This is a genomic window from Pseudoalteromonas sp. BDTF-M6, assembly GCF_018334135.1.
GTDB lineage: Bacteria > Pseudomonadota > Gammaproteobacteria > Enterobacterales > Alteromonadaceae > Pseudoalteromonas.
In genome coordinates this window covers 180,486-205,434 of the sequence record NZ_JAGXTQ010000004.1, presented here as the reverse complement: position 1 = coordinate 205,434, position 24,949 = coordinate 180,486, and the positions used below count along the sequence as shown (strand labels likewise).

Sequence of the window (24,949 nt, the reverse complement as noted above, 5' to 3'; positions counted from 1 at the left end):
GTTATTCGATGTTCGGCGCCTCGGTGCTATTGGTCACGCTCGCCAAAAATGGCGGTGCCAATGCGCACCATGGTGGAGCCGGCGGCGATTGCCGCATCCATGTCGCCACTCATGCCCATGGACAGGGTGTCGAGCTGTGGATATTGGTCCTTTAGTCTATCAAAGCAAGCGCTTAATTGCTTAAAAGATTGTAATTGTGCCTCATAGCTTTCTGATTTTGCGGGAATTGCCATCAAACCACGCAAATTTAGCTGGTTGCAGCTATCGATAAAAGCGGCCAGCGCCGGCACGTCCTCAAGACGGCAACCGGATTTGTTGGGATCATCGTCGATGTTAACTTGTATTAACACTTGGAGCGGTTTCATGTTGCTGGGACGTTGCTCATCAAGGCGGCGGGCAATCTTCTCGCGGTCGATACTTTGCACCCAGCTGAAGTGTTCGGCGATGGCCTTACTTTTGTTGCTCTGAATCGGGCCGATAAAGTGCCATACTATATTCTTATGTTCACTAAGTTGACGAACCTTCTCAACCCCTTCTTGTACATAAGATTCTGCAAATTCTCTGTGACCATGCGCAAAAGCCGCTAGAATATCTTCTAAGGGTTTTTTCTTAGAAACGGCAATTAAAGTGACGTCATTATAATCGCGGCCGCTTTTTTTTGCCGCTTGAGCTATTCTGTCATAGGCGGCATCGAGTCGTTCTGCTATTGTAACCATAAAGTTATCAGTTGGTTGTGGAGTCCTATTTATGGATATTACCGAATTACTGGCCTTTAGTGTGCAACACAAGGCCTCGGATTTACACCTTTCTGCCGGTGTGTCACCGATGATCCGTGTCGATGGTGACGTGCGCCGCATCAATATTCCCGTGCTCGAAGCCAAAGAGGTGAGTGGGCTCGTCTACGATATTATGAACGATAAACAGCGCAAAGAATACGAAGAAAATCTGGAAGTGGATTTTTCATTCGAAGTGCCTAACCTTGCGCGTTTTCGTGTTAATGCCTTTAATACCAACCGTGGTCCTGCCGCGGTGTTTCGTACCATCCCTAATGAAGTACTGACGTTAGACGATTTAGGGGCGCCGGACATCTTCAAAACCATCTCGGATAACCCCCGTGGTTTGGTACTGGTAACCGGGCCGACCGGTTCGGGTAAATCAACCACATTGGCGGCGATGATCGATTACATCAATAACAATCGACACGATCACATTCTGACCATTGAAGACCCGATCGAATTTGTGCATCAAAATAAGCAGTGTTTGATTAACCAACGGGAAGTGCACCGTGATACTCACAGCTTCAACGCCGCACTGCGCAGTGCCTTGCGTGAAGACCCCGACGTTATTCTGGTGGGCGAGCTGCGGGACTTGGAAACCATTCGCTTGGCGATGACCGCGGCGGAAACCGGTCACCTGGTATTTGGTACCCTGCACACCACCTCGGCACCGAAAACCATAGACCGTATTATCGACGTATTCCCCGGTGAAGAAAAAGACATGGTGCGTTCGATGCTGTCGGAATCACTGCGTGCCGTAATTTCGCAAACGCTACTGAAAAAAGTCTCCGGAGGCCGGATTGCCGCCCACGAGATTATGATAGGTATTCCAGCGATTCGTAACCTTATCCGTGAGGATAAGATTGCGCAGATGTATTCATCCATCCAAACCGGTGCCGCCCACGGCATGCAAACCATGGATCAGTGCTTACATAACTTACTGAACCGTGGCCTTATCAGTACCCAAGCAGCTAAAGCTAAAGCCCATGATAAAACCCAGTTCGGTTTATCGGGCCAAATGTAGGATAGAACTCAGCAATGTTACAGCCATTATCACATCACCTGCAAAAGATGGTCGCCCTAGAGGCGTCGGACGTATTTGTTTCCAGTGGTTTGCCAGTGAGCGCCAAGGTCAACGGTGAGCTCACGCCGCTGGACGACCATGTATTGAGCGACGAGGAATCTTTGACCCTGGTTGAGTCGGCCATGACCGACAAGCAAATAAATGAATTCCACAACAGCAAAGAATGTAACTTTGCCATCGCCACCGAAGAAGGCCGCTTCCGGGTCTCGGCTTTTTGGCAGCGCGACCAGGCGGGTATGGTTATTCGTCGTATTAACACGGTTATTCCTAATGCGGAAGACCTGGGCTTGCCGTCGGTATTAACCGATGTGATCATGAAAAAGCGCGGCCTGGTGCTGTTTGTAGGTGGTACGGGTACAGGTAAGTCGACCTCAATGGCGGCGCTTTTGGGTTATCGTAACCGCAATCAAAAGGGTCACATTCTGACCATTGAAGACCCGATCGAATTCGTTCATGAACACAGTAAGAGTATTATTACTCAACGTGAGGTGGGCCTGGATACGGAAAGCTTTGAAGCGGCGCTGAAAAGCTCCCTGCGTCAGGCTCCGGATGTGATCCTTATCGGTGAGATCCGTTCACAAGAGACCATGGAATACGCCCTGTCGTTTGCCGAGACCGGTCACCTGTGTGTGGCGACCCTGCACGCTAACAACGCTAACCAAGCCATCGACCGTATTATGCACCTGGTGCCAAAAGAAAAGCACGAGAAGCTGAAATACGACCTGGCACTGAACCTGCACGCCATTATTGCTCAGCAATTGGTACCCACCGCGGACGGTGAGGGTCGTGTTGCCGCTATCGAGGTGTTGCTGAATTCACCCATGGTGGCTGAGCTTATCAAAAAAGGTGAAATTGGTTCGATTAAAGAGGTGATGGCAAAGTCGACGCAAATCGGTATGCAAACCTTCGACCAGGCGTTGTTCAACCATTATCAGGACAAACGTATCAGCTATGCCGATGCGCTGCACCACGCCGACTCGCCAAACGATCTGCGCTTAATGATCAAGTTGCGCAATAACGATCAGCAGGGTGCTGGTTTCCTTCAAGGGGTTACCGTTGACGGCCTAAGCAGCGATGACGACAAGTTTTAAAACACCTGCATAAATAATTAAGGGCGACCTCAGGGTCGCCCTTATTGTATCAGCCCACTAACTTACTGCCCTTAGTCGCCGTAGGCCGCCGAAAAATAACTTTCGAGGATCAGCACCGCCGAGGCGTTGTCGATGTTGTCTTTGCGCAGATTGCGATAACCTCCGGAAGCAAATAACTGCTCCTTGGCCGCCGCCGTGGTCAGGCGCTCGTCCTGAGTTTCGACCTGCAAGCCGGTTTGGTTATGCAGGCGATTGGCAAATTTGCGGGCGCGGTGGGTGAGGTCTTGCTCAGTGCCATCCATGTTCAGCGGCAAGCCAACCACCAGTAAATCGGGCTGCCATTCATTCACCAGGGCGCGAATATCCTCCCAGTTTGGAATGCCATCACGGGCCTTAACGGCGCGCAGCGCATTGGCTGTGCCGGTGAGCTCCTGGCCAATGGCCACACCTATGCTTTTGGTGCCAAAGTCAAAACCCATCACACTGCGTTGCCCCGGCGGCGTTTTATTGCTTGGGTTCATGCGTGTCCGGCCTCAAGGCTTAGTTTGTCGGCATCTATTCCCACCAAAGCCAGGGCCTTGTGCCAGCGCTCGCTAATGGGGGTGTTAAATATGATCTGCGGGTCGGCCTCGATGATCAGCCAGGTATTTTCCAGCAACTCTTTCTCCAACTGGCCTTCGGACCAGCCGGCATAGCCCAGGGTGATAATAAAGTCCTGCGGCGCATCGCTGGTGGTCAAGCTGGCGAGCACGTCCTTGGAGGTGGTGATCATGATCTCCGAGCTTAGCTCCTGCGAAGAGGCGTAGCCGGGTTTAGGGGTATGCAGTACAAAACCACGGTCGGTTTTCACCGGTCCGCCAGCAAACACCTGGTGGCCTGCCGCCTGGCTGCTCTTATCGTTATCGATTTCGACCTTGTCGAGCAACTCGCCCACGGTGACATCGATGGGCTGGTTGATCACCAGCCCCATGGCACCATCATCATTGTGCTCGCAAATGTAGGCCACCGCGTGCTTGAAGAAGGGATCTTGCATCGATGGCATGGCGACTAAAAAGTGGTTCGTTAATGATTGCATAGGCTTACCTTAGGTTAAGCTGGCGTGAGCTTACGCTCCAACGCATCAAAAAACTGTCCGGTAATAGAGATACCGGTTTCGCCCTCGATTTCTTTCACACAGGTCGGGGCGGTGACGTTCACTTCGGTGAGCTTATCGCCGATAATGTCCAGGCCAACAAACAACAAGCCCTTGGCTTTTAAGGTTGGCGCCAGGGCTTCGGCGATACGACGCTCGTCATCACTAAGCGGGCGTACCTCACCGCGGCCACCGGCGGCAAGATTGCCACGGGTTTCGCCTTTTTGTGGAATACGGGCCAAACAGTAGGGGATCACCTCACCGTCTACTACCAATACGCGCTTGTCGCCGTCTTTGATCGCTGGGATATAATTTTGTGCCATGGCATAGCGACTGCCGTGCTCGGTCAGGGTTTCGATGATCACACCGATATTGGCATCGTCTTGCTTAACGCGGAAAATAGAGGCACCGCCCATGCCATCCAGGGGCTTAAGAATAATGTCGCCATGCTCGCCGAGGAACTGGCGAATCTGCTTGGCCGAGCGCGTTACCAGGGTGTCCGGGGTAAACTCGCTAAACCAGGCGGTGTAGAGCTTTTCGTTGGCATCGCGCAGGCTTTGCGGTTTATTCACCACCAGGGCACCTTCCAGCTCGGCACGCTCTAAAATATAGGTGGCATACACGTATTCGGTATCAAAGGGCGGATCCTTACGCATCAGGATAATATCCAGTTCACCTAGGGCAATATCGCTCTGGGGCTGCAACTCATACCATTTCTCTGGATTATCAAACACCGCGGCCTTGGCGGCATGAGCAAAGGCACGACCTTGACGTAAAAACAGGTCGTCCATTTCGATGTAATAAAGCTCATAACCACGCTTATGTGCTTCCATCATCATTGCAAAGCCGGTGTCTTTTTTAATGTTAAATCCTGAAATCGGGTCGCTAATAATGCCCAGTTTTATTGCCATTGCTATGCTCGCTTAAAAAAATTCTAACTATGTAATGGGGTTGGCGGTGGGCAAAATCAATTGCCGAGATCGCCAAATTCCAACTGCAGTGCGCTGAGTACGGTTAACGCCGCTGTTTCCGTGCGCAGTACCCGTGGGCCAAGACGGATATCGATAAAACCATTATTGTGGCTTGAGGCTATCTCTTCATCGCTAAAGCCGCCTTCCGGACCAACTAAAAAGCGCACCCCTGAGCTTGGTGCGGCCAAGGTTTTAATGCTGTGCTCGGCGCGGGGGTGTAAGGTAAGTTTAGTGGCATTGGTGACTTGCTGCAGCCATTGTTCCAAAGGCATGGGCTCATGTATGGTGGTGATCTGGTTACGTCCACATTGCTCTGCCGCAGCAATGGCGATTTTCTGCCATTGTTGATGCTTCTTCGCAAGCCGGTCGGCCGCTAATTTTACGCCGCAGCGCTCGCTAAATAAGGGGGTGATTTCACTGACACCCAATTCCACCGATTTCTGAATGGTGAAATCCATTTTATCGCCGCGGGAGATCACCTGGCCAAGGTGAATAGCCAAGGATGATTCGCATTCGAAGTCTTTGAATTCAATCGCCTTAACTCGCACCTGCTTTTTACTGGCAATGAGGATTTCACATAAATACTCGCCTCCCTCACCGTTAAACAGGCTGATCTGATCGCCGCTTTGCATGCGCAGCACGCGGCCAATGTGTCCGGCGGCGTCATCACCTAGGTCGAGCTCAATGCCTAGCTCTAGGGTTGCCGGTTCATAAATATGCGGAACTCTCATATGAATGCTCTAAAGGGGGTTTTGCGACAGTCTAAACTAGTCGCCTAAATGCGCAAGTGAATCTGGGTCCTGATTGCAGCTTAAGTGGTTGTGGCGAAAGGGAGTGTCTAGAGGTTCAAGATGGTAATGTTGGTCATGTTGTTCGATGAGGTAGCGTTTGGGATGCAGGGAGTCTATTACCCATTTGAAGGTGTCGCTGGCGTGCTCATAAACCTCGGCAAAAATAAGCACGCCGGCAATCTTGTGATGACGCGATAAATAGCTGGAAAGCTCGGCGACGCTAATTTCATTTTCAAAATCACAGTAGCAATAATCCTTGGCCTGCTGGTCAAACATAAGTTTGACCATGTGACGGGTGTTGGCACCGGCAACGATCACTTGTGAGCTGTCAACTCGGGCGCAAAAGGCACGGCTTAACAAAGGGTCACTGTCGAGCAGGAGAAAATTGCTTAAATTCATGAAGGCCCTTATGCCTTAGGTAAAAAATTGAATCAGTAAATAGCCCATGGCGCAGTGCACCGAAAACTCAACCGCGGCAATGCCGACGTTATCCTGATGATCAACTTCTACACCGGTATTGACGCGATAGAGCACGATTAAAAGTACGACCCGTGACATCGCCATCACCAATATCCACATCAGACCGCAGTGCACCGCCAATGTAAAGACATTTTCAACCATTTTTCCGCTGTGATAGGTGGCGCTGGCCAGCCCGGCGTAGATGGCCAACGCCAGTCCCAACGACTTGCCCGCATAGCGGATGCCGATAGAGGTATTTTCCAGATTAAAGTTATTCTGCAATGAGGCACCTTGGTTAAATTTAGCAAAGCGCGCCTCGCGAATTTTGCTATCCAAGGCAAACATGCACTGCAACATTAAAAAGCTGACAGACACCACTAACAAAGAGTATAGGCTATTGGTTTGTGACCAGTTAACTAATCCGATAACCACTATGCTATTGCCCAGCAGCATGCCGGAGTCGACCATGGCGGCACAGACATTTTGTTTTAAAATCGCCTTTTCTTCGTTAAAACGACTTAAGATCCACTTGCGATGTATGGCCTGACCGACCTTGATAAACAGCAACATCAGCAGCAGTAAAAAGGGCACCTTCCAGGGGGCTTGCTTCATCACTGCGAGGGAGAAGTCGTCCAGCAGGTAGCCGATGACCAGTACCAGGGAGAGCAAATAACTGGCGTAGCTGATGCCGAGGGCGAAGTTATCGCGCTGGGCCAGCTCTTCACTGAGGGTTTGTCTTGCCTTGATCTGAGTATAGATACGCAGCAAAAACAACACTAAGGCAATGGCCGCAAAGCAAATTGCAAAAGTGTAGAGGGACTCGTTTGACAAAGTAAAATACGTCATACTGACTACATTAGAGTAACTTTGACTTCATTCTAGTACGCTTGGCCGTAACTTAAAAGAGAGCTATTTCATGCCAGCAGCCATAACTATTCCCACGTTATTACAACAACTTGGTGAAAGTCGCTATCAACAGATATATAACCCGCAAGAAATGGGCTCGCCCTTGCAGGCGCCCTTGCAGGCGCCCCTGCGGTCGCCATTGGTGCAATTACTGGCGCTCAGTGACTTTGCCTTTAAGGTGCTCAGCGCCCATCCCCACTGGGGTGAGTGGCTATTGGCTCCCGAGCAGCAAGCCTCCTATGCGGCGCCCGAGGTGTTCAGTGAGCCTCTTGAAGAAGTGGATGATGTTAAGGCGATGCGCCGCTTGCGTTTGTATCGACAGCAATATTGGTTGCATGTGGCTTACCTGGATTTGGTGTGTGCCAACGACATTGCCGACTCCATGCGTTATGTCTCCGAGTTGAGTGATAAGTTGATCGATGCCGCCAATTGCTGGGCCTATGCGCAGGTGACCAGGCTCAACGGTGAGCCATTTGATGAGCGGGGAGAGCGCCTGCCTATGCTGATTTTAGGCATGGGCAAGCTAGGTGGCTTTGAGCTTAATTATTCTTCCGATATCGATTTGATTTTTACCTACCCGCGGTCGGTGTCGACCCAGGGCGGGCGTCGCAGCATTGAGGCTCAGGTGTTTTATACCAAGGTGGCGCAAAAGGTGATTGCGGCGCTGGATCAGCACACCGCCGATGGCCGGGTGTTCCGAGTCGACATGCGTTTACGCCCCTTTGGCGACAGTGGTCCGCTGGTGATGAGCTTTGCCGCCATGGAGGATTATTACCAGGAGCAGGGCCGAGAGTGGGAACGCTATGCCATGCTTAAGGGCCGCTTGATTGGCAGCGCCAGCGCCTACCATCAGGAATTTTATACCCTGCTGCGACCCTTTGTTTATCGTCGCTATATCGACTTTTCGGTGATCGAGTCGCTGCGTAAGATGAAATCGCTGATCGCTCAGGAAGTCAGGCGCAAGGGTCTGGTCGATAATATTAAACTCGGGGCCGGTGGTATTCGTGAGGTGGAGTTCGTAGTGCAGGCGCTACAGCTCATTCGCGGTGGTCGCGAGCGGGAGTTACAGACCGCGGGTTTGCATCAGGCGCTTAAGGCACTCACGTCCTTGGCTGTCTTTTCCGACGAGCAATATCAGCAGTTGTGGCACGACTATGCCTTGTTGCGCCGGGTGGAGCAGTATTTACAAGCCTTTGCCGATCAACAAACCCAACAATTGCCGGATAATGAGCAAGATTGGCTGCGTCTAAGTTATTTGCTGGAGCAGCCCGATGAGCAGGGGGCGCGCGCACTGATTGATGCCGCCATGGTTCGCATTCGCACTGAATTTGAACAGGTGATCGGGTTTGAACAGGAGCCCAGCGCCAGCGTGGACAGTGGTTATGTGTTGGCCTGGGAGCATGGTGATATCGAGGCGCTCAGCGATGTTATCGCCGAGCCGGAGCAAAGAGCCAGTTGGCAGGCACCTTTGCAGCATTTTCGTGAGCGGGTGAGCAAGCAGCCTATCGGCAAGCGCGGCCGCGATACCCTTGATAAGTTGATGCCTCAGGTGCTGGCGCGGTTACAAAAAATCAGCGCCAGCGGCGAGGTGGTTGCCCTGGTGACCAATGTGCTCGATAAAATCATGTCGCGCACCACCTACCTGGAGCTCTTGTTGGAAAATCCCGGCGCCTTGCAGCAACTGGTGCGCTTGTGTGCGCACAGCCGTTGGATCGGCGAGCAAATTGCTCATTACCCGATTTTACTCGATGAACTGATCGACCCGGCCGAGCTCTACAAACCCTTGCCCTTGGATGCCTACGCCAATGAGATCCGTCAGTATTTCCTGCGAATCGATGAGCAGGATCTTGAGCTGCAAATGGAAGCCCTTAGGCAATTTAAACAAACTCAGCAGCTGCGCATTGCCGCCGCCGATGCCACCGGGGTATTACCCTTAATGAAGGTGAGCGATCACTTGACCGCCTTAGCACAGGCAATTGTGGAGCAGGCGGTTAACCTAGCCTGGCAACAAATGGTCGCGCGTTTTGGCCGTCCCGAGGGCACGGACGATGAGCGCAAGGGCTTTGCGGTGATAGCCTACGGCAAGGCAGGCGGGCTGGAGTTGGGTTACGACTCGGATCTCGATCTGGTGTTTGTTCATAACCATGATGGCGACTCCAATACCGATGGTGACAAGGTGATTTCCTCCCGCCAGTTTTATTTAAAGTTGGCGCAGCGACTGATGCATTTGTTCAATACCCGCACCAGCTCCGGCATCTTGTATGAGCTTGATACCCGCTTGCGCCCAGAAGGGTCATCCGGTCTGCTGGCCATTAATATCGAAAGCTTTTTGCATTATCAGCAAACTCAGGCCTGGACCTGGGAGCACCAGGCCTTGGTGCGCGCGCGGGTGATTTACGGCGCTCAAGACCTGGCGGCACGCTTTGACGAGATACGCCACAGCATACTGACGCAACACAGGGAGCGCCCGGCGTTGCAACAGGATGTATTACAGATGCGTGAGAAAATGCGCCAGCACCTGAGTCGGGATAACGAGCTGCTGTTCGACCTCAAACAAGGTTATGGCGGTATGACCGACATTGAGTTTATCACCCAGTATTTGGTGTTGGCCTATGCCGAACAACACCCTCAGCTGGTGACTTACTCGGATAATATTCGCATTCTCGAAATCGCCGCGGCCTATGATTGCATTAGCGAGAGCGAGGCACGGCAATTGATCCATGCCTATTGCCATTACCGAGGCCTGTATCATGTGTTGAGCTTGCGTAATCAGGATAAGCTGGTGGCTAAGTTGGAAGTGCAGCAGGAAATAACCAGCGTCAGTGCGATTTGGGCGGCCTTGTTATCACCGCCTCAGTCCGACTAAGGCTGCCCTAGCGGGCAACGGTTTTAATGCAGTTGTCCCGCACATAGGCGGATGGGCGCTCGGTGATAAGCGCGGCCCGTTGTTGATGGCAAAAGTAGGTTTGCACATCGCTTTCAAAGTCGCTGTCGATGGCTCTGCCCACCTGATGTAGGGTGGCTACAAAGGTGTCGTCGACGCGAAACGGATGCTTTATGACATAGTCCTTGTCCAGGTGCCAGTAAAAAACCACGCCTTCTTCTTTGGCAAAATCGGACAGGGCTTTTTTCAAGGTAGCGCCAGCGCTAAAGCGGCGAGTTTTCACGCTGCCTTGCCAGCGCAGATCTGTGCCCTGCACCGTGCCTAGGCGTTGGCTAAGCTGGGCATCAAGATCTTGCCCAGGAGCACCTAGATCAATCACATACTTATCGCGCTCGGTGGCACTGCGAACCGAGCTTTTAATACTGGCATAAAACTGGGATAAGCCGGAAGCGGCGGCATTGTCCTGCTGGTCTTTAAACATGGGCCCATCACCAAGTAAAAAGTAGCCGGCGGCAAACAGCAGGATTGCCGCCAAAGATAAATGTTTAATCCAAAACCACATTGCTTACCTTCCTATTATTTTTATTATTCAGGGCCCTGTGTTTTTAGCGGTAGTAAGAGGGCGCGTTTTTATCCGGACGGGTCTTAAAGCGTCGATGCAACCACATGTATTGCTCTGGTGCTTTATTGATAGCCTCTTCCATGCGTTGGTTGACCGCTGTGACATCGGCCACCTCATCGCCGCTGGGGAAATTCTCTAGCGCCGGTTGCACCGCTAAATGATATTTACCCTTTTCATCGCGACGGCTGAGGATACTGAGAGTTTTACAGTATTTCGCAGATGCAAAGATAAGCGTCCCTGTAGTACTCGCGGCCTGTTCAACTGCGAAGAATGGGGCAAAAACGCTGCGTTTTCTGCCGTAATCTTGGTCTGGCAGGTAATAACAGAAATTTTTGTCTTTTAGCGCTTTCAAAAGGCCTTTGATATCGCGCTTACCAACGAGATATTTGTTTGAACGCAATCGGCCCTTGGTGGTGAAATAATCCATCAAGGCGTTGTTGTGAGGTCTGTAAAAGCCAACAGCGTGGCGCTGTGTGCCCATGATCCGGGATGACATTTCAAGGTGCAAATAATGTGGTGCCATGAGTAGTACACCACAGCCTTCGGCATTCGCCTGATCTATGTGTTCCAAACCTGTGATTGAGCCAACAATGCGCTTAATACGCCAATCGGGCCACCACCAGGCCATGGCGCTTTCAAAGATGGCCATGCCGGTGTTTTCCATGTTTTTAAGCACCAGCTCGGCTCGTTGCTCGGCGTTTAGCTCCGGGTAGCACAGGGCGATATTTACTTCGGCGATTTTGCGGCGCTTTTTCATCAAGCGATAAACAAGGCGGCCGAGTGCACGTCCTAACGCCAGTTGCCAGGATTGGGGTAACCAACTAAGGGTATAGAGTAAGAAAACGGATAGCCAGCTAGGCCAGTATTTCGGGGCAAAAAAAGCCAGTTGGAAGGATGTTTTGTTAACCACAAGCGTTGATATTTATCATGACGAATGGCGCTCAGTATACGTTAAATTGACAAAACAAAGCCAGCGCTGAGGCTGGCTTTGTTTATTAGCTTAGTTTTGTGCTTTTAAGCCCTGATTGATAGCTTCTAGGTCTTGTGCCGTCAAGGTACCCGCCGCTTGTTTCAGTGCCAGGGTTGAGACCACATAGCGATAACGCACGTTGGCCAGGTTACGCTTGGCGTTGTAGAGGTTTTGGGTGCTGACCAATACGTCGACAATGGTACGTGTGCCCACTTCAAAACCGGCTTCGGTTGCTTGCAACGCACTTTCCGCCGAGATCACCGCCTGCTCAAGGGCCTTGTAGGTAGCGATATCCGATACCACCTGGTTGTATGAGGTGATGGTCGAGCGGGTAACGGCACGTAGTGTCGCTTCCAGGTCTTCACTGGCGGCCACGTACAGAGAACGTGCCTGCTTGGTTGATGCCACGGTGGCACCACCGGAGTAAAGTGGCAAGTTAAAGCTCAGGCCAACGGTCGTTTGATCTTCACGCGGCACGTGATCACGGTTGAAGGTAGTGCCCATGGTGCTGATTTCGGTATCGGTCAAGGAATCGCCGTAAGACGCATTCAAAAACAGCGTCGGGTAGTGACCGGCTTGTGCTAGATCAATCTGTTGCTTGGCGATATCAACGGTGGCCTTAGACACTTGCAGCTCTAAGTTATTTTGCTTAGCAAGCTCAACGAAATCGGTATTTTGCTTGGTTGGCTGCACGGTCGAGAAGGTGTCTGTATCCAGGGTATCCAGCTTGGCGTGGTATTTACCTGTGATTTCACGTAGTTGCTCACGTGCCGTTTCCACATCGTTTTTGGCAACGATTTCACGGGCAACCGAGTTATCAAACTGAGCCTGTGCTTCGTGGACATCGGTAATCGCCGTTAGGCCTACGGCAAAGCGCTGTTTGGTCTGTTCTAATTGACGCTCAATGGCGCGTTTTTCCGCTTGCACAAATTCAAGGGTATCGATGGCGCTAAGGACATTGAAGTAACCTTGCGATACGCGCACGATCAGGGCTTGTTGTGCCAGGTCGTAAACGGTTTGCTGTTGCAGCGCTTGCTTGTCGGCGATATCCAAAGAGCGCCATGCGTTCAAATTGAAAATGGCTTGGTTAAGGCTGATCTGACGAGAAAAAGTGTCGCGCTCGGTATCGAGAGACATCAATTGGCCCGAATCGGTGTCGATATCGTAACCGTCACTGTCGGTCTTATTGTAGCCCATAGAGAAGTCGACTTGCGGTAACAAGGCGCTCAAGGCTCGGTCTGTGTTATGCTGTTGCGCTTCGGCATTGGCCTTGGCTTTAAGGACCACGGGATCATTTTCAAGGGCAATTTGATAAACCTGGAGCAGGTCTTCAGCATGACTGTAAGAGCTAAAGCTAAGCGCTAGCAATGTCGTCAACAGTGTCTTTTTCATTATCAGTACAGTCCTTAGGAATATATTGCGATTTATCTGCATGTTATCGTGTTTAGACACGATATTGAAAAGCAAAAGCGTAAATAATATATGCTTAAGTGTAACAGAATTTATATTTTGAGGAAGGGTAAACGGTATCGTTTATTCTTGTTTTTGTGACTTAACGTAATCGGTCTGTTTTATATGAATAAAATCAGTAGTTTTAAAAACGAAGATGTGCAGGTTGAAAGCACCGAAAGAGTCTTCGATGGCTTCTTTAAAGTGGATAAGTACCGATTTAACCATGCCCTCTTTGCCGGCGGTCGCAGCGATACCATAGAGCGGGAAATATTTGAACGGGGTCATGCGGTGGCGGTCTTACCTTATGATCCCCGCAGTCGTCAGGTGCTATTGGTTGAGCAGATCCGTATCGCCGCCATGGCCAGTAAAGACAGTCCTTGGTTACTGGAGTGCATCGCCGGCATGGCCGATGGCAGTGAAGACTATCAAGCCGTGGTGCGTAAAGAAGCACAGGAAGAAGCCGGACTGGAGCTTGGCGAGCTGGAATTTATGCTGTCGTATTTATCCAGCCCCGGGGGCACCAGCGAGCGTCTTTATTTATACTTGGCGCCAACGGATCTCAGTGAGGCCGGAGGGATTTTCGGTTTGGATCATGAGGGCGAAGATATTAAGGTACATGTACTGGATTTGGATGACGCCCTGGCTCGCCTAAGCAGCGGTGAAATCGATAACGCCGCTACGGTGATCAGTCTACAATGGTTGGCACTGAACGAGCAGCGAATATTACAGCAGTGGAATAAACCGTGACGGTACAAAGAAAAGCCGGGTATATACAATCATTACCCAAGTATCTAACTCTATGTGAGCGCAATTATGCCAATGTGCTGCGCATCCTTCCCGAGCAGCAATGCCGGGGAGCGTCGCGTTTATTGGATATTCGTCATGAGCGCTATCAAGTCGATATAGAGCAGATGGCCAAGTACACCACGGATATTTGTATTACTCAGGTGCGCGGTGCCATTGCCGGTATGTTTACGCCGCCGATGAATGTGCGCATCTATCACGATGCCCGGGTGGCCGAGGTGGTGCATCCGGACTATCACAGCCGCATTAAGCCAACCTACAGCTACCCGAATGCGGGCATGCATCAAAAAGACGAGAAGTATCAGGTCAATGCGTTTTTACACGACTGGCTAACGTTTTGTATTTCGCACGGAGAGGCGGTATTGGATTGGGATTGTGGCAGTGGCCTGGTTTAAAGAACATCATATTAATGCAGCCAAGCCGCTGCACTTCGGCCACTTTACCGATAGTCATGTGTTTGCCGATAAAAGCGGCGAATACTTTAACGTTAACTGCGCCGATCATCTGGCGAAAACTTTGGCGGCCATGGCCGAGGAAGCGTTCGATTTTGTGGTCTTCGGTGGCGACCTAACTCAGGATCACACGGCCGAGTCTTATCAATTATTTGCCGAGCTGGTGGCGCAGAGCCCCTTGGCATGTCCGGTATTCTGGGTGCCCGGCAATCATGATGAATTAATCCATTTGCAGGCCATGAGTGAAGGGCAAATCCGGGCCTGCAAACGTATTTGCCATCCCTATGCGCAACTACTGCTGATCAATACCAAGGGCACCACGCCGTCGGGCTGGGTGAGCAAGTCGCACCTGCACGATATTAAAGCGGCGCTGGCCGAGAGTGACGCGCCGCATATATTAATCGGTCATCATCATCCCTTGCCGGTGCGCGGTTATATCGACAAACACATTTTGGAAAATGGCGCCCAATTGTTGGATTTACTGGGCGAGTACCCCCAGGTTCAGGCGCTGGTGCATGGTCATGCTCATAACGAGTATGAACGTGTTTATGAGGGCGTAACTATATACGGAACTCCAGCGACCTCGATTCAATTTACCAAACACACGCAGGATTGGCAGCAACAGAGCGTGGGCCCGGCCTATCGCCGTCTGCGCGTGGAGCAGGACGGGTTACTCAAGACACAGGTCGTATGGCTAGAAAATTAATCTATATTCATGGCTTCAATAGCTCGGAGCTATCGCAAAAAGCGGTGCAATTAGGCGAGTACCTGGCCAATTGGTCCGGGCAGTATATTGTGCCGCGTTTAAGTCACGATCCAGAAGCGGCCATCGCCCAGTTAGAGACGCACCTGGATGAGCACACCGCCCTGATCGGCAGCTCCCTGGGTGGCTTTTACGCCACTTACTTATCGCAAACCCATGGGCTACCCGCCGTGGTGGTTAACCCTGCGGTGCATCCTGCGCGTCGGTTTAGCGAATATTTGGGGGCCCAATACAATCCTTATCAGGATTATCATTACCAGTTAGAGCAAACGCATTTGCAGGCGCTGGAACAACTTTATTTGGAGCAATTAGCTTCCCCCGAGCTATTGTTTTTGTTACAACAACAAGGTGATGAAGTGTTACCCTATAGGCAGGCCGTAGACTACTACCAACTCTGCCGACAGGTTGTTGAACCCGGCGGCGAGCACCGCTTTGTAGGATTTGAGCGCTATTTTGGCGCCATTACGCGATTCTTAAATATCACCCTAACCACATAGGCTGTTAACGAATAAAAATATGAGCCAGCAGAACTATAACGCCGAAGCAATTGAAGTATTAAATGGTCTGGACCCGGTAAAACGTCGTCCGGGCATGTATACAGATACCACTCGTCCTAACCACCTGGGCCAAGAAGTGATCGACAACAGTGTCGATGAGGCCCTGGCCGGTCATGCCAGTAAGGTGGATGTGATCCTCCATGAAGATAACTCCCTTGAGGTGATCGATGATGGCCGGGGTATGCCGGTTGATATTCACCCGGAAGAAGGGATCCCCGGGGTTGAGCTGATCCTCACTAAACTCCATGCCGGTGGTAAGTTCTCCAATAAAAACTACCAGTTCTCCGGTGGTTTGCACGGTGTGGGTATTTCCGTGGTGAACGCCTTGTCGACCCGAGTTGAGGTGACCGTGCGTCGCGACGGTCAGGTCTACGAAATTGCCTTTGCCGATGGTGATAAGGTGCAAGATTTGCACGTAACGGGCACCGTGGGTAAGCGTAATACAGGAACCTCGGTGCGCTTTTGGCCCGACGCCTCGTATTTTGATTCGGCCAACTTCTCACTGACGAAATTAAACCATGTGCTTAAGGCCAAGGCGGTGCTATGCCCGGGTTTGCGCATTCGCTTTATCAATAAGCAAACCAAGGAAACGCAAGAGTGGTTCTACGAGGCAGGCCTCAAAGACTATATCAAGGACGCCACCAAGGGCTATGAAACCCTTCCGCAACAACCCTTTACCGGTGAGTTTAGCGGCAGCACAGAAGGGGTCGACTGGGCCTTGCTATGGCTGCCCGAAGGTGGTGAGTCGATCACTGAAAGTTATGTAAACCTGATCCCTACCGCCCAGGGCGGTACTCATGTTAATGGCTTGCGCCAGGGTCTGCTTGAGGCCATGCGCGAGTTCTGTGAATTCCGTAATCTCTTACCACGGGGCGTGCGTCTGACTCCGGAAGACATCTGGGATAAGTGCTCCTATGTGTTGTCGGTGAAGATGCAAGACCCGCAATTTGCCGGACAAACCAAAGAAAAGCTGTCGTCACGGCAATGTGCGGCCTTTGTGTCCGGAGTGGTGAAAGACTCCTTTAGTCTGTGGTTGAACGAACACACAGACGTGGCCGAACTCTTGGCCGAGCTGTGTATCAGTAATGCACAGCGCCGTATGCGCGCGGCAAAAAAGGTGGTGCGTAAAAAGGTCACTCAAGGGCCGGCACTACCGGGCAAGCTGACCGACTGTAGCAGCAGCGAAATCGAGCGCACCGAACTCTTTTTGGTGGAAGGTGACTCGGCGGGCGGTTCGGCTAAACAGGCACGCGATAGAGACTTTCAGGCGATCATGCCGCTGCGCGGTAAGATCCTTAATACCTGGGAAGTGGAGTCGGGGCAGATCCTGGCTTCCCAAGAGGTGCACGATATTTCCGTGGCCCTGGGTATCGACCCGGATAGCGAAGACTTAAGCGGGTTGCGCTATGGCAAGGTGTGTATTCTTGCCGATGCGGACTCCGACGGACTGCATATCGCCACCTTGCTGTGTGCGCTGTTTGTAAAGCATTTCCCGTCCCTGGTTCTTCAGGGCCATGTCTATGTGGCGATGCCTCCGCTCTATCGTATCGACGTGGGTAAAGAGGTGTTCTATGCCCTCGATGAAGATGAAAAAACCGGAATCCTGGATCGTATCGAAGCAGAGAAAAAGCGCGGCAAGGTGAATGTGCAGCGCTTTAAAGGTTTGGGTGAAATGAACCCACTGCAACTGCGCGAAACGACCATGGATCCCAACACCCGTCGCTTGGTGCAGTTAACCTTGGACGAGCCGGAGCAGACTGAAGAAGTGATGGACATGCTGCTGGCGAAAAAGCGCTCCGGCGATCGCCGCCAATGGTTAGAAAACCATGGCGATAAGGCCGAAGTTGAACTGTAAGTAACAGCAATCTGGGCGCCGAGCTAAGGCGCCAATAAACAGAGAGAGGTTTCCATGGGTAAGAAAATTTTAAGTACGTTAATGGGTTTGGCCTTTGTGGGCAGTGCCCAGGCTACGGACATTACCGAACGTCTATTGGTCCCCGAAGGCTTTAGTATCGAGCCATATGCCTTAAACGTAGATAATGCCCGTCAGCTGGCGTTATCAGACAGCGGCATCGTCTATGCGGGTTCGCGCAAGGCCGGCAAGGTGCACGCGTTAATCGATGCGGATAAAGATGGCCAGGCGGAGCGCCAGGTGTTGATAGCCGAGGGCTTGAATTTGCCGTCCGGTATCGCCTTTAAGGATGGCGATTTATATGTTGCCGAGGTTGAGCGCATCGTTCGCTTTAAAGACATCGACTCCAAGCTGGATAAGGCCGAAATGGAAGTGGTATTCGACCAGCTTCCCGATAAACGCCATCATGGCTGGAAATTTATTCGCTTTTCCCCCCAGGGTGATTTAATCATTCCAGTGGGTGTGCCTTGTAATGTCTGCGCCGAGGACCCGGAATTTGGTTTGCTTTACTCACTGGACCTAAAAAGCAAAGAAGTGACCACCATCGCCAAGGGCGTACGTAATTCGGTGGGGTTTGATTACCACCCGCAAACCGGCAATCTCTGGTTTAGCGACAATGGCCGCGACATGATGGGCGATGATATCCCGCCCTGTGAGATCAATGTGATCACCGAGCCTGGCCAACATTTTGGCTTCCCTTATTTTCACGGCGGCACCATTGCCGATCCTGAATTCGGTAAGGGTAAGAATATGAGCGATTATGTGCAGCCGGCCCTTAATTTGGGTGCCCATGTAGCGCCGTTGGGGATTCATTTCTACACCGGCGAGCAGTTCCCGGCCAAGTTTAAAAATCAGCTATTTGTGGCCGAGCACGGCTCGTGGAACCGCAGTAAAAAAGCGGGTTACCGGGTTATGGTCGCCAAGGTTGAGGGCGATAAGGTGACGGGCTATACGCCTTTTATCACCGGCTTTATGGAAAATGAGCAAACCTATGGTCGCCCGGTGGCCATGGTGCAAATGCCCGATGGCAGCCTACTGGTCTCCGATGATTACGCCAATGCCATCTACCGAGTGCAATACAATAAAAAGTAAGTTTGGATAACGAGCAATGACACAAACAACGACCTTGTCACAACAAGGCATAGAGCAGCTTACTATGGGGCGTTTTACCGAAGACGCCTACCTTAACTATTCCATGTACGTGATCATGGACCGCGCCTTGCCGCATATTGGCGATGGCCTGAAGCCGGTACAACGCCGTATTGTCTATGCCATGAGCGAGCTGGGCTTATCGGCGGCGGCAAAATACAAGAAATCCGCCCGTACCGTGGGTGACGTGTTAGGTAAGTATCACCCCCATGGTGATAGCGCCTGTTATGAAGCCATGGTGTTGATGGCACAGCCGTTTTCTTACCGTTACCCGCTGGTGGATGGCCAGGGTAACTGGGGCGCGGCGGATGATCCTAAGTCCTTCGCCGCCATGCGTTATACCGAAGCGCGTTTGTCTAAGTTCTCCGAGGTGCTGCTCAAAGAGCTTGGTCAGGGCACGGTAGACTGGACGCCGAACTTCGACGGTACCATGAAAGAGCCTCTGGTATTGCCGGCTCGTTTACCGCATATCCTCTTAAACGGGGTGACCGGTATCGCCGTTGGTATGGCCACGGATATTCCGCCTCACAACGTGCGTGAGCTGGCCGAAGCCTGTTGTTTATTGCTCGATAAACCAAAAACCGAATTAGCCGAACTGCTGCAATTGGTAAAGGCACCGGATTACCCCACCGAAGCGGAAATTATCACCCCGAAAGCCGACATCGAGAAGATGTATACCACGGGTCGTGGTTCGCTAAAAATGCGTGCCAAGTACCATGTTGAGCAAGGTGAAATAGTGATCACTGCGCTGCCGCATCAGTGCTCGGGTGCCAAGGTACTGGAGCAAATTGCCAACCAAATGACCGCGAAAAAGCTGCCCATGGTGGCGGACTTACGCGACGAGTCGGACCATGAAAACCCGACCCGCATCGTGGTGGTGCCGCGCTCGAACCGCATTAAGGTGGAGCCGCTGATGGCGCACCTGTTTGCAACCACAGATCTTGAGAAAAACTACCGCGTTAACCTGAATATGATTGGCCTCGATGGTCGTCCTCAGGTCAAAGACCTGCGCAGTATTTTGGCCGAGTGGCTTGAGTTCCGCCGTGATACGGTGCGTCGTCGTTTGCAATACCGCCTCGATAAGGTTTTAGCACGTCTGCATATCCTTGAAGGTTTAATGGTTGCCTTCCTCAATATTGACGAAGTGATTGCCATTATCCGCAACGAGGACGAGCCCAAGCCGGTGTTGATGGAGCGTTTTGGCTTAACGGAAACACAAGCCGAAGCGATTCTGGACTTAAAACTTCGTCATCTTGCTAAGTTAGAGGAAATGAAAATTCGCGGTGAGCAGGATGAGCTGGCCAAAGAGCGTGACAAATTAGAGCTGACGCTGGGTTCAGAGCGTCGCATGTCGACGCTGATGAAAAAGGAAATTCAGGAAGCGGCAGAAACCTATGGCGATGAACGTCGTTCGCCCGTGGTTGAGCGTGAAGAAGCCAAGGCGCTGAGCGAGAAGGATTTGATCCCGTCCGAGTCGGTGACAGTGGTGCTTTCCGAAAAAGGCTGGGCCCGTGTGGCCAAGGGTCATGATGTCGATGCCGAAGGCTTGAGCTATCGCTCGGGCGATAAATTTAAGGCCAGCGCCAAGGGTAAGAGCAATCAGCCAGCGGTGTTCCTCGACTCCAGTGGCCGTGCCTTTGCCACCGATGCCCATAGTTTACCGTCGGCGCGCAGCCAGGGTGAGCCCATGTCGGGACGCTTTAATATTGCTGCAGGGGCGACCTTGGAGCATGCGGTGATGGCCGACAATGAGCAGATGCTGCTGATGGCCAGCGATGCCGGTTATGGTTTCGTGGCCGAATTTAACGATCTGGTCAGTAAAAACAAAAACGGTAAGGCGCTGGTAAGCATTCCAAAAGGTGGCTTACTGCTGCAGCCCATTGCCGTGGGTGATATTGCCAGCGACTATTGCATGGCCATTTCCAGCGAGGGGCGCATGCTATTGTTCCCGCTGCGCGATCTCCCCAAGCTGGCCAAGGGTAAGGGCAATAAGATCATTTCCATCCCGAGCGCCAAGGTGCAAGCTCGTGAGGAATTTGTGAAATTACTGGCCGTGGTGCCGCAAGGCGCCAGCGTGACCTTGCTTGCCGGTAAGCGCAAGCTGACGCTCAAACCAAGCGATTTAGAGCACTACCATGGTGAGCGAGGCCGCCGAGGTAATAAACTGCCCCGTGGCTTACAAAGGGTGGATGGCTGCGAGATTGAACTTGCAGGCAGTACGCCTGAGCCTGAAGTGGCAGACACAACCGAAGAATAAAAAAGAGGGCAGCAGCCCTCTTTTTTTGTGGCTAAGTCGACACCTTATAAATCGAAGCGGTCGGCATCCATTACCTTGCACCAGGCCTTGATAAAGTCGTGCACAAAGCGATGCTTGTTATCATCCTGGGCGTAAAACTCCGCGTAGGCGCGCAGTACCGAGTTGGAACCGAAGATTAAATCGACCCCGGTTGCCGTCCATTTGGCTACGTCGGTTTCGCGGTCAACCAGATCGTAAAGGCCGTCGCTGCGCGCTTGCCAACGATAGGCCATATCGGTCAGGTGCACGAAGAAGTCATTGCTCAGTACGCCCACGCTGCTGGTAAACACGCCATGTTCGCTGCCGCCATAATTGGTGCCGAGCACGCGCATACCGCCGACCAGCGCCGTCATTTCTGGCGCCGTGAGACCCATAAGTTGGGCGCGGTCGAGTAGCAACTCTTCGGCGGGCACCGCATAGTCTTGTTTTAGCCAATTGCGAAAGCCGTCGGCGATGGGTTCCAACGGCGCAAAGGACTCCGCATCCGTCATTTCGATACTGGCATCGCCGCGTCCCGGCGAGAAGGGCACATTGGTGGCGACGCCGGCAGCATGGGCCGCTTGCTCCACCGCGGCACAGCCGCCAAGCACGATTAAATCGGCCAGACTAACCGGTTTACTTAGCTCTGCCTGTAATTTTTCCAGCGCATCAAGGACGCGAGCAAGGCGTGCCGGCTCGTTGCCCGGCCAATTCTTTTGTGGCGCCAAGCGAATACGGGCGCCGTTGGCGCCGCCGCGGTGATCCGAGCCGCGATAGGTGCGGGCGCTATCCCAGGCGGTACTGATCAAATCGTTGTGGCTGACGCCGCAATCGAGCAGCTTGACCTTAAGCTCGTCTATTTCATGGTTGCTAAGGATATAATTCACCGCAGGGATAGGGTCTTGCCAAATCAGATCCTCATTGGGCACATCGGCGCCTAAGTAGCGGGCCTTGGGACCGAGATCCCTGTGTGTCAGCTTGAACCAGGCGCGGGCAAATACATCGCTAAAGTAGTCAAAATCCTTGGCGAAGCGCTCGATAATGGCACGGTAGCTGGGGTCCATCTTCATCGCCATATCGGCGTCTGTCATGATCGGGTTATGGCGAATGCTGGGATCTTCGGCGTCGACGGGCTTGTCTTCTTCCTTAATATTGATGGGCTCCCACTGCCAGGCGCCGGCCGGGCTTTTTTTCGATTCCCACTCATAGTTCAATAGTAAATAACAGTAACCATTGTCCCAACGAGTGGGGTGACTGGTCCAGGCACCTTCTAAGCCCGAAGTAAGGGTGTCGCTGCCGATACCGCGCTGGGTATGGTTAATCCAGCCCAGGCCTTGCTCGCTGATATCGGCGGCCTCGGGCTCTGGGCCCAGCAGTGTTTCATCGCCGTTGCCGTGTGCCTTGCCCACTGTATGGCCACCTACGGTAAGCGCCGCGGTTTCTTCATCATTCATGGCCATGCGAGCGAAGGTTTCGCGCACTTGTGCCGCGGTTTTCAGCGGATCCGGCTGGCCGTTGACGCCTTCGGGATTGACATAGATAAGCCCCATTTGTACCGCCGCTAAGGGATTTTCCATGGTGCCCGGCTGGTTGACGTCGTCATAGCGTTCATCGCTGGGCGCCAGCCATTCTTTTTCTGCGCCCCAATAGACGTCTTTTTCCGGGTGCCAAATATCCTCGCGACCGCCGGCAAAGCCAAAGGTCTTTAAGCCCATGGACTCATAGGCCATATTACCAGCAAGGATGATCAAGTCGGCCCAGGATAAACGATTGCCGTATTTTTTCTTGATCGGCCACAGCAGGCGCCGAGCCTTGTCGAGGTTGGCGTTATCGGGCCAGGAATTAAGGGGAGCAAAGCGCTGATTGCCGGTGCCGGCGCCACCGCGACCATCGGCAATACGGTAGGATCCGGCGGCGTGCCAGGCCATGCGGATCATCAAGCCACCATAATGGCCCCAATCCGCCGGCCACCAGGGTTGGCTGTGGGTCATCAGGGCCTTAAGGTCTTGTTTCACCGCCTCGAGATCGAGCTTTAAAAATTCCGCGCCATAGTCGAAGTCCCGGTCATAGGGGGTGGACTTGCCATCATGCTGGTGGAGGATGTCGAGGTTGAGGGTATTTGGCCACCAGTCGGTGTTGGCCTCGGCGTTATGGGTCAGACCGCCGTGCATTACGGGACACTTAGTCATTGGGGTTCCTTTTAGTATCAAAATCAGGACTACATCCAACAGCCGACATAGATGAAGTGACGTTAGCTAATGACTCAAGTGTAGCCAATGGAGGTGTTAAAGGTGGGAATATTAACCAATAAAAACCGCAACCTAACAAGCAGCCTTGGTGCAGCGCACAGGACAAGCCTGTGCTATGTTTACAAATGCGCTAAAGTAGGGTCTGTTGACCTTTGTTGTTTGTTTCTGCAGCAGTTTGTAGCGGATTTATACAAGGCGGCACATGTGTGGTGTAGTTATTCTACATGAACATGTAACAACACAGTAGAAATGCGCTACAAGCGCTGCCCTGCGGGTTCATCTAAACGCATCCTGCTCTGTGTTGCTCGCTATGAACATAGGTGAGCAAGACCGAAGCAATGCTTCGCAGCTTAGCGAGGTGAGCGCATGGATGCGCGATGTAACCAAGCTTCACGGATGAATTAAACCACATAAATCAGTGATGATATTCATCAGAATGCGTTTAGATTGAACATAAAGTAAACCGCAAAGATAAACAGACCCTAATAATGGCCCTAGGTATTTTGGCTGCAGCGAGATAATAAAAAGCGGCGTACAAGTGTTCGCTAAAATAAATCAGCCTATGTATAATGCCGGCCAATCTCGAAAGTTGGAGTTAATTGTGCTGGCATTGTTACGCTTGTTGGTGATTGCGGTATTTATTCCTTGTAGTTTCATTGCAGGTTTTTTGTTGTGCCTTGTGCGTCCGTTTCATGGCGATAATGTACGGGTGATCGGTAGCTGGTATGCGGCGACGTCGCGCGTATTCGGTGTTAAACTCGTGATCGAAAAAGATGAGTCCATCATCAGTGGCGAGCCGGCGGTGTATATTGCCAACCATCAAAATAACTATGATATCTTTTTCTTGCCAGGAGCCCTGCAGCGCAACACCGTGAGCTTGGGTAAGAAGAGCCTAAAGTGGATCCCTTTCTTTGGTCAGCTGTACTGGCTTTCGGGTAATATCCTTATTGACCGTGGCAACCGTAAAAAAGCCATGGCCACCATTACTAAGACCACGGAAAAGCTAAAACAAGGCGGTTTATCCCTGTGGATGTTCCCCGAAGGGACGCGCAGCTATGGCCGTGGCCTGCTGCCTTTCAAAACCGGCGCCTTTCATACCGCCGCAAACGCCAATATTCCGGTGATCCCCGTGGTGATGAGCGATACGCATAAATGTATTAAGTTAAACCGCTGGGATAATGGTACTATCTACATCAAAATGTTAGCCCCACAGCTGTTAGATTCATCCATGAGTGTTCGCCAATATGCCGATCACTTCCATGAGGTGATGAATGAAACGCTGACGCAATTAAATGAGAGAAGCTAAATGGAAAACTGGCGCGAAATAAGCGAAGAAATTGTTGAGTCTTTACTGGAAGACGGCTCTAATCCCGAGCTTCTGTACGAAGTAGAGCACCACTTTGTATGCGAAGACTTTACCGCGCTGGAAAATGCCGCGTTGGCCGCTTTTAAACTGGGTTACGATGTTGAAGAGCCGGCCGAGCTGGAACTGGAAGACGGCGGTACCATCTGGGGTTTCGATGTGGTGGTAGAGTGTGAACTCAACGCCGATGCCATTATGGAAGACGTAGACAAGCTGGTGGCCATTGCCGAGCAAAACCAGGTTGAATACGATGGCTGGGGTACTTACTTCCAAGACTAAAAGATGGT

Annotated in this window: 23 protein-coding genes; 12 read left to right on the top strand and 11 right to left on the bottom strand. The window is 51.9% G+C overall.

The window, feature by feature from the left end; genetic code table 11:
* Positions 1 to 26 precede the first annotated feature (26 nt).
* The gene (locus tag KD147_RS10795; protein ID WP_212547866.1) at positions 27 to 716 is read right to left on the bottom strand and encodes a YggS family pyridoxal phosphate-dependent enzyme; all 690 of its coding nucleotides are present in this window, start codon (positions 714 to 716) and stop codon (positions 27 to 29) included.
* 31 nt (positions 717 to 747) lie between these two features.
* Here KD147_RS10795 and KD147_RS10790 point away from each other — a divergent pair, with 31 nt between their 5' ends.
* Together KD147_RS10790 and KD147_RS10785 are read left to right on the top strand one after the other, a co-directional pair.
* On the top strand, positions 748 to 1,800 hold the full coding sequence (locus tag KD147_RS10790; RefSeq protein ID WP_105255763.1) for a type IV pilus twitching motility protein PilT: 1,053 nt from the start codon (positions 748 to 750) through the stop codon (positions 1,798 to 1,800).
* Between the two features lie 14 nt (positions 1,801 to 1,814).
* On the top strand, positions 1,815 to 2,951 hold the full coding sequence (locus KD147_RS10785) for a PilT/PilU family type 4a pilus ATPase (RefSeq protein ID WP_105255762.1): 1,137 nt from the start codon (positions 1,815 to 1,817) through the stop codon (positions 2,949 to 2,951).
* A 71-nt stretch (positions 2,952 to 3,022) separates the two neighbouring features.
* On the opposite strand, the gene ruvX is transcribed toward KD147_RS10785, so the two are convergent.
* Genes ruvX through KD147_RS10755 form a run of 6 tightly spaced genes read right to left on the bottom strand, consistent with a single transcriptional unit; the run spans position 3,023 to position 7,150 of the window.
* Entirely contained in the window at positions 3,023 to 3,472 is a 450-nt protein-coding gene (ruvX, locus tag KD147_RS10780; protein WP_212547865.1) for a Holliday junction resolvase RuvX, read from the bottom strand.
* Entirely contained in the window at positions 3,469 to 4,026 is a 558-nt protein-coding gene (locus tag KD147_RS10775) for a YqgE/AlgH family protein (RefSeq protein ID WP_212547864.1), read from the bottom strand. The genes ruvX and KD147_RS10775 overlap by 4 nt, the downstream gene beginning before the upstream one ends.
* 14 nt (positions 4,027 to 4,040) lie before the next feature.
* A complete protein-coding gene (gene gshB, locus KD147_RS10770) occupies positions 4,041 to 4,994 on the bottom strand; it encodes a glutathione synthase (RefSeq protein WP_105255759.1) in 954 nt (317 codons plus the stop codon).
* A gap of 56 nt (positions 4,995 to 5,050) precedes the next feature.
* A complete protein-coding gene (gene rsmE, locus KD147_RS10765; protein WP_212547863.1) occupies positions 5,051 to 5,785 on the bottom strand; it encodes a 16S rRNA (uracil(1498)-N(3))-methyltransferase in 735 nt (244 codons plus the stop codon).
* Positions 5,786 to 5,821: 36 nt separating this feature from the next.
* The gene (locus KD147_RS10760; RefSeq protein ID WP_105255757.1) at positions 5,822 to 6,244 is read right to left on the bottom strand and encodes a hypothetical protein; all 423 of its coding nucleotides are present in this window, start codon (positions 6,242 to 6,244) and stop codon (positions 5,822 to 5,824) included.
* Between the two features lie 15 nt (positions 6,245 to 6,259).
* Complete coding sequence (locus KD147_RS10755) at positions 6,260 to 7,150, bottom strand: DUF350 domain-containing protein (RefSeq protein WP_212547862.1); 891 nt, start codon at positions 7,148 to 7,150, stop codon at positions 6,260 to 6,262.
* A 70-nt stretch (positions 7,151 to 7,220) separates the two neighbouring features.
* Between KD147_RS10755 and glnE the strand changes: the two genes are divergently transcribed.
* Positions 7,221 to 10,076: a bifunctional [glutamate--ammonia ligase]-adenylyl-L-tyrosine phosphorylase/[glutamate--ammonia-ligase] adenylyltransferase gene (gene glnE / locus KD147_RS10750; protein ID WP_212547861.1), complete on the top strand. Its 2,856-nt coding sequence runs from the start codon at positions 7,221 to 7,223 to the stop codon at positions 10,074 to 10,076.
* A 7-nt stretch (positions 10,077 to 10,083) separates the two neighbouring features.
* On the opposite strand, the gene KD147_RS10745 is transcribed toward glnE, so the two are convergent.
* The 3 genes from KD147_RS10745 to tolC form a co-directional block, all read right to left on the bottom strand.
* Positions 10,084 to 10,656: a TcpQ domain-containing protein gene (locus KD147_RS10745; protein ID WP_212547860.1), complete on the bottom strand. Its 573-nt coding sequence runs from the start codon at positions 10,654 to 10,656 to the stop codon at positions 10,084 to 10,086.
* A gap of 43 nt (positions 10,657 to 10,699) precedes the next feature.
* Positions 10,700 to 11,626 (bottom strand): LpxL/LpxP family Kdo(2)-lipid IV(A) lauroyl/palmitoleoyl acyltransferase, encoded by a 927-nt coding sequence (gene lpxL / locus KD147_RS10740; RefSeq protein WP_212547859.1) that lies wholly within the window; start codon positions 11,624 to 11,626, stop codon positions 10,700 to 10,702.
* A 90-nt stretch (positions 11,627 to 11,716) separates the two neighbouring features.
* Positions 11,717 to 13,078: an outer membrane channel protein TolC gene (tolC, locus tag KD147_RS10735; RefSeq protein WP_212547858.1), complete on the bottom strand. Its 1,362-nt coding sequence runs from the start codon at positions 13,076 to 13,078 to the stop codon at positions 11,717 to 11,719.
* Positions 13,079 to 13,261: 183 nt separating this feature from the next.
* Between tolC and KD147_RS10730 the strand changes: the two genes are divergently transcribed.
* Genes KD147_RS10730 through parC form a run of 7 tightly spaced genes read left to right on the top strand, consistent with a single transcriptional unit; the run spans position 13,262 to position 21,032 of the window.
* A complete protein-coding gene (locus KD147_RS10730) occupies positions 13,262 to 13,885 on the top strand; it encodes an NUDIX domain-containing protein (protein ID WP_212547857.1) in 624 nt (207 codons plus the stop codon).
* The gene (locus KD147_RS10725; protein WP_212547856.1) at positions 13,882 to 14,337 is read left to right on the top strand and encodes a DUF1249 domain-containing protein; all 456 of its coding nucleotides are present in this window, start codon (positions 13,882 to 13,884) and stop codon (positions 14,335 to 14,337) included. Before KD147_RS10730 ends, KD147_RS10725 begins: the two co-directional genes overlap by 4 nt.
* A complete protein-coding gene (locus KD147_RS10720) occupies positions 14,324 to 15,100 on the top strand; it encodes a metallophosphoesterase (RefSeq protein ID WP_212547855.1) in 777 nt (258 codons plus the stop codon). The genes KD147_RS10725 and KD147_RS10720 overlap by 14 nt, the downstream gene beginning before the upstream one ends.
* Positions 15,085 to 15,654: a YqiA/YcfP family alpha/beta fold hydrolase gene (locus KD147_RS10715; protein WP_212547854.1), complete on the top strand. Its 570-nt coding sequence runs from the start codon at positions 15,085 to 15,087 to the stop codon at positions 15,652 to 15,654. Before KD147_RS10720 ends, KD147_RS10715 begins: the two co-directional genes overlap by 16 nt.
* A 19-nt stretch (positions 15,655 to 15,673) precedes the next feature.
* Positions 15,674 to 17,569 carry a DNA topoisomerase IV subunit B gene (gene parE / locus KD147_RS10710; protein WP_212547853.1) on the top strand — a complete coding sequence of 632 codons (1,896 nt, stop codon included), beginning with the start codon at positions 15,674 to 15,676 and terminating at the stop codon, positions 17,567 to 17,569.
* A 54-nt stretch (positions 17,570 to 17,623) separates the two neighbouring features.
* Complete coding sequence (locus KD147_RS10705) at positions 17,624 to 18,718, top strand: PQQ-dependent sugar dehydrogenase (protein WP_212547852.1); 1,095 nt, start codon at positions 17,624 to 17,626, stop codon at positions 18,716 to 18,718.
* 16 nt (positions 18,719 to 18,734) lie between these two features.
* Positions 18,735 to 21,032: a DNA topoisomerase IV subunit A gene (gene parC, locus KD147_RS10700; RefSeq protein ID WP_212547851.1), complete on the top strand. Its 2,298-nt coding sequence runs from the start codon at positions 18,735 to 18,737 to the stop codon at positions 21,030 to 21,032.
* A 44-nt stretch (positions 21,033 to 21,076) separates the two neighbouring features.
* Here the strand turns inward: parC and katG are convergent, their stop codons facing one another.
* Positions 21,077 to 23,239, bottom strand: coding sequence for a catalase/peroxidase HPI (katG, locus tag KD147_RS10695; RefSeq protein ID WP_212547850.1), 2,163 nt, complete (start codon positions 23,237 to 23,239; stop codon positions 21,077 to 21,079).
* Positions 23,240 to 23,900: 661 nt separating this feature from the next.
* Here katG and KD147_RS10690 point away from each other — a divergent pair.
* Both KD147_RS10690 and rraB read left to right on the top strand, forming a co-directional pair.
* Entirely contained in the window at positions 23,901 to 24,605 is a 705-nt protein-coding gene (locus KD147_RS10690; protein ID WP_105188616.1) for a 1-acylglycerol-3-phosphate O-acyltransferase, read from the top strand.
* Positions 24,606 to 24,941 carry a ribonuclease E inhibitor RraB gene (gene rraB, locus KD147_RS10685; protein ID WP_105188225.1) on the top strand — a complete coding sequence of 112 codons (336 nt, stop codon included), beginning with the start codon at positions 24,606 to 24,608 and terminating at the stop codon, positions 24,939 to 24,941.
* The last annotated feature ends 8 nt before the right edge of the window (positions 24,942 to 24,949 follow it).

Bases quoted from the DNA above. Each gene is read 5' to 3' on its own strand.
- KD147_RS10795 (WP_212547866.1), bottom strand. From the start codon at position 716: ATGGTTACAATAGCAGAACGACTCGATGCCGCCTATGACAGAATAGCT.
- KD147_RS10790 (WP_105255763.1), top strand. From the start codon at position 748: ATGGATATTACCGAATTACTGGCCTTTAGTGTGCAACACAAGGCCTCG.
- KD147_RS10785 (WP_105255762.1), top strand. From the start codon at position 1,815: ATGTTACAGCCATTATCACATCACCTGCAAAAGATGGTCGCCCTAGAG.
- ruvX (WP_212547865.1), bottom strand. From the start codon at position 3,472: ATGAACCCAAGCAATAAAACGCCGCCGGGGCAACGCAGTGTGATGGGT.
- KD147_RS10775 (WP_212547864.1), bottom strand. From the start codon at position 4,026: ATGCAATCATTAACGAACCACTTTTTAGTCGCCATGCCATCGATGCAA.
- gshB (WP_105255759.1), bottom strand. From the start codon at position 4,994: ATGGCAATAAAACTGGGCATTATTAGCGACCCGATTTCAGGATTTAAC.
- rsmE (WP_212547863.1), bottom strand. From the start codon at position 5,785: ATGAGAGTTCCGCATATTTATGAACCGGCAACCCTAGAGCTAGGCATT.
- KD147_RS10760 (WP_105255757.1), bottom strand. From the start codon at position 6,244: ATGAATTTAAGCAATTTTCTCCTGCTCGACAGTGACCCTTTGTTAAGC.
- KD147_RS10755 (WP_212547862.1), bottom strand. From the start codon at position 7,150: ATGACGTATTTTACTTTGTCAAACGAGTCCCTCTACACTTTTGCAATT.
- glnE (WP_212547861.1), top strand. From the start codon at position 7,221: ATGCCAGCAGCCATAACTATTCCCACGTTATTACAACAACTTGGTGAA.
- KD147_RS10745 (WP_212547860.1), bottom strand. From the start codon at position 10,656: ATGTGGTTTTGGATTAAACATTTATCTTTGGCGGCAATCCTGCTGTTT.
- tolC (WP_212547858.1), bottom strand. From the start codon at position 13,078: ATGAAAAAGACACTGTTGACGACATTGCTAGCGCTTAGCTTTAGCTCT.
- KD147_RS10730 (WP_212547857.1), top strand. From the start codon at position 13,262: ATGAATAAAATCAGTAGTTTTAAAAACGAAGATGTGCAGGTTGAAAGC.
- KD147_RS10715 (WP_212547854.1), top strand. From the start codon at position 15,085: ATGGCTAGAAAATTAATCTATATTCATGGCTTCAATAGCTCGGAGCTA.
- parE (WP_212547853.1), top strand. From the start codon at position 15,674: ATGAGCCAGCAGAACTATAACGCCGAAGCAATTGAAGTATTAAATGGT.
- KD147_RS10705 (WP_212547852.1), top strand. From the start codon at position 17,624: ATGGGTAAGAAAATTTTAAGTACGTTAATGGGTTTGGCCTTTGTGGGC.
- parC (WP_212547851.1), top strand. From the start codon at position 18,735: ATGACACAAACAACGACCTTGTCACAACAAGGCATAGAGCAGCTTACT.
- katG (WP_212547850.1), bottom strand. From the start codon at position 23,239: ATGACTAAGTGTCCCGTAATGCACGGCGGTCTGACCCATAACGCCGAG.
- rraB (WP_105188225.1), top strand. From the start codon at position 24,606: ATGGAAAACTGGCGCGAAATAAGCGAAGAAATTGTTGAGTCTTTACTG.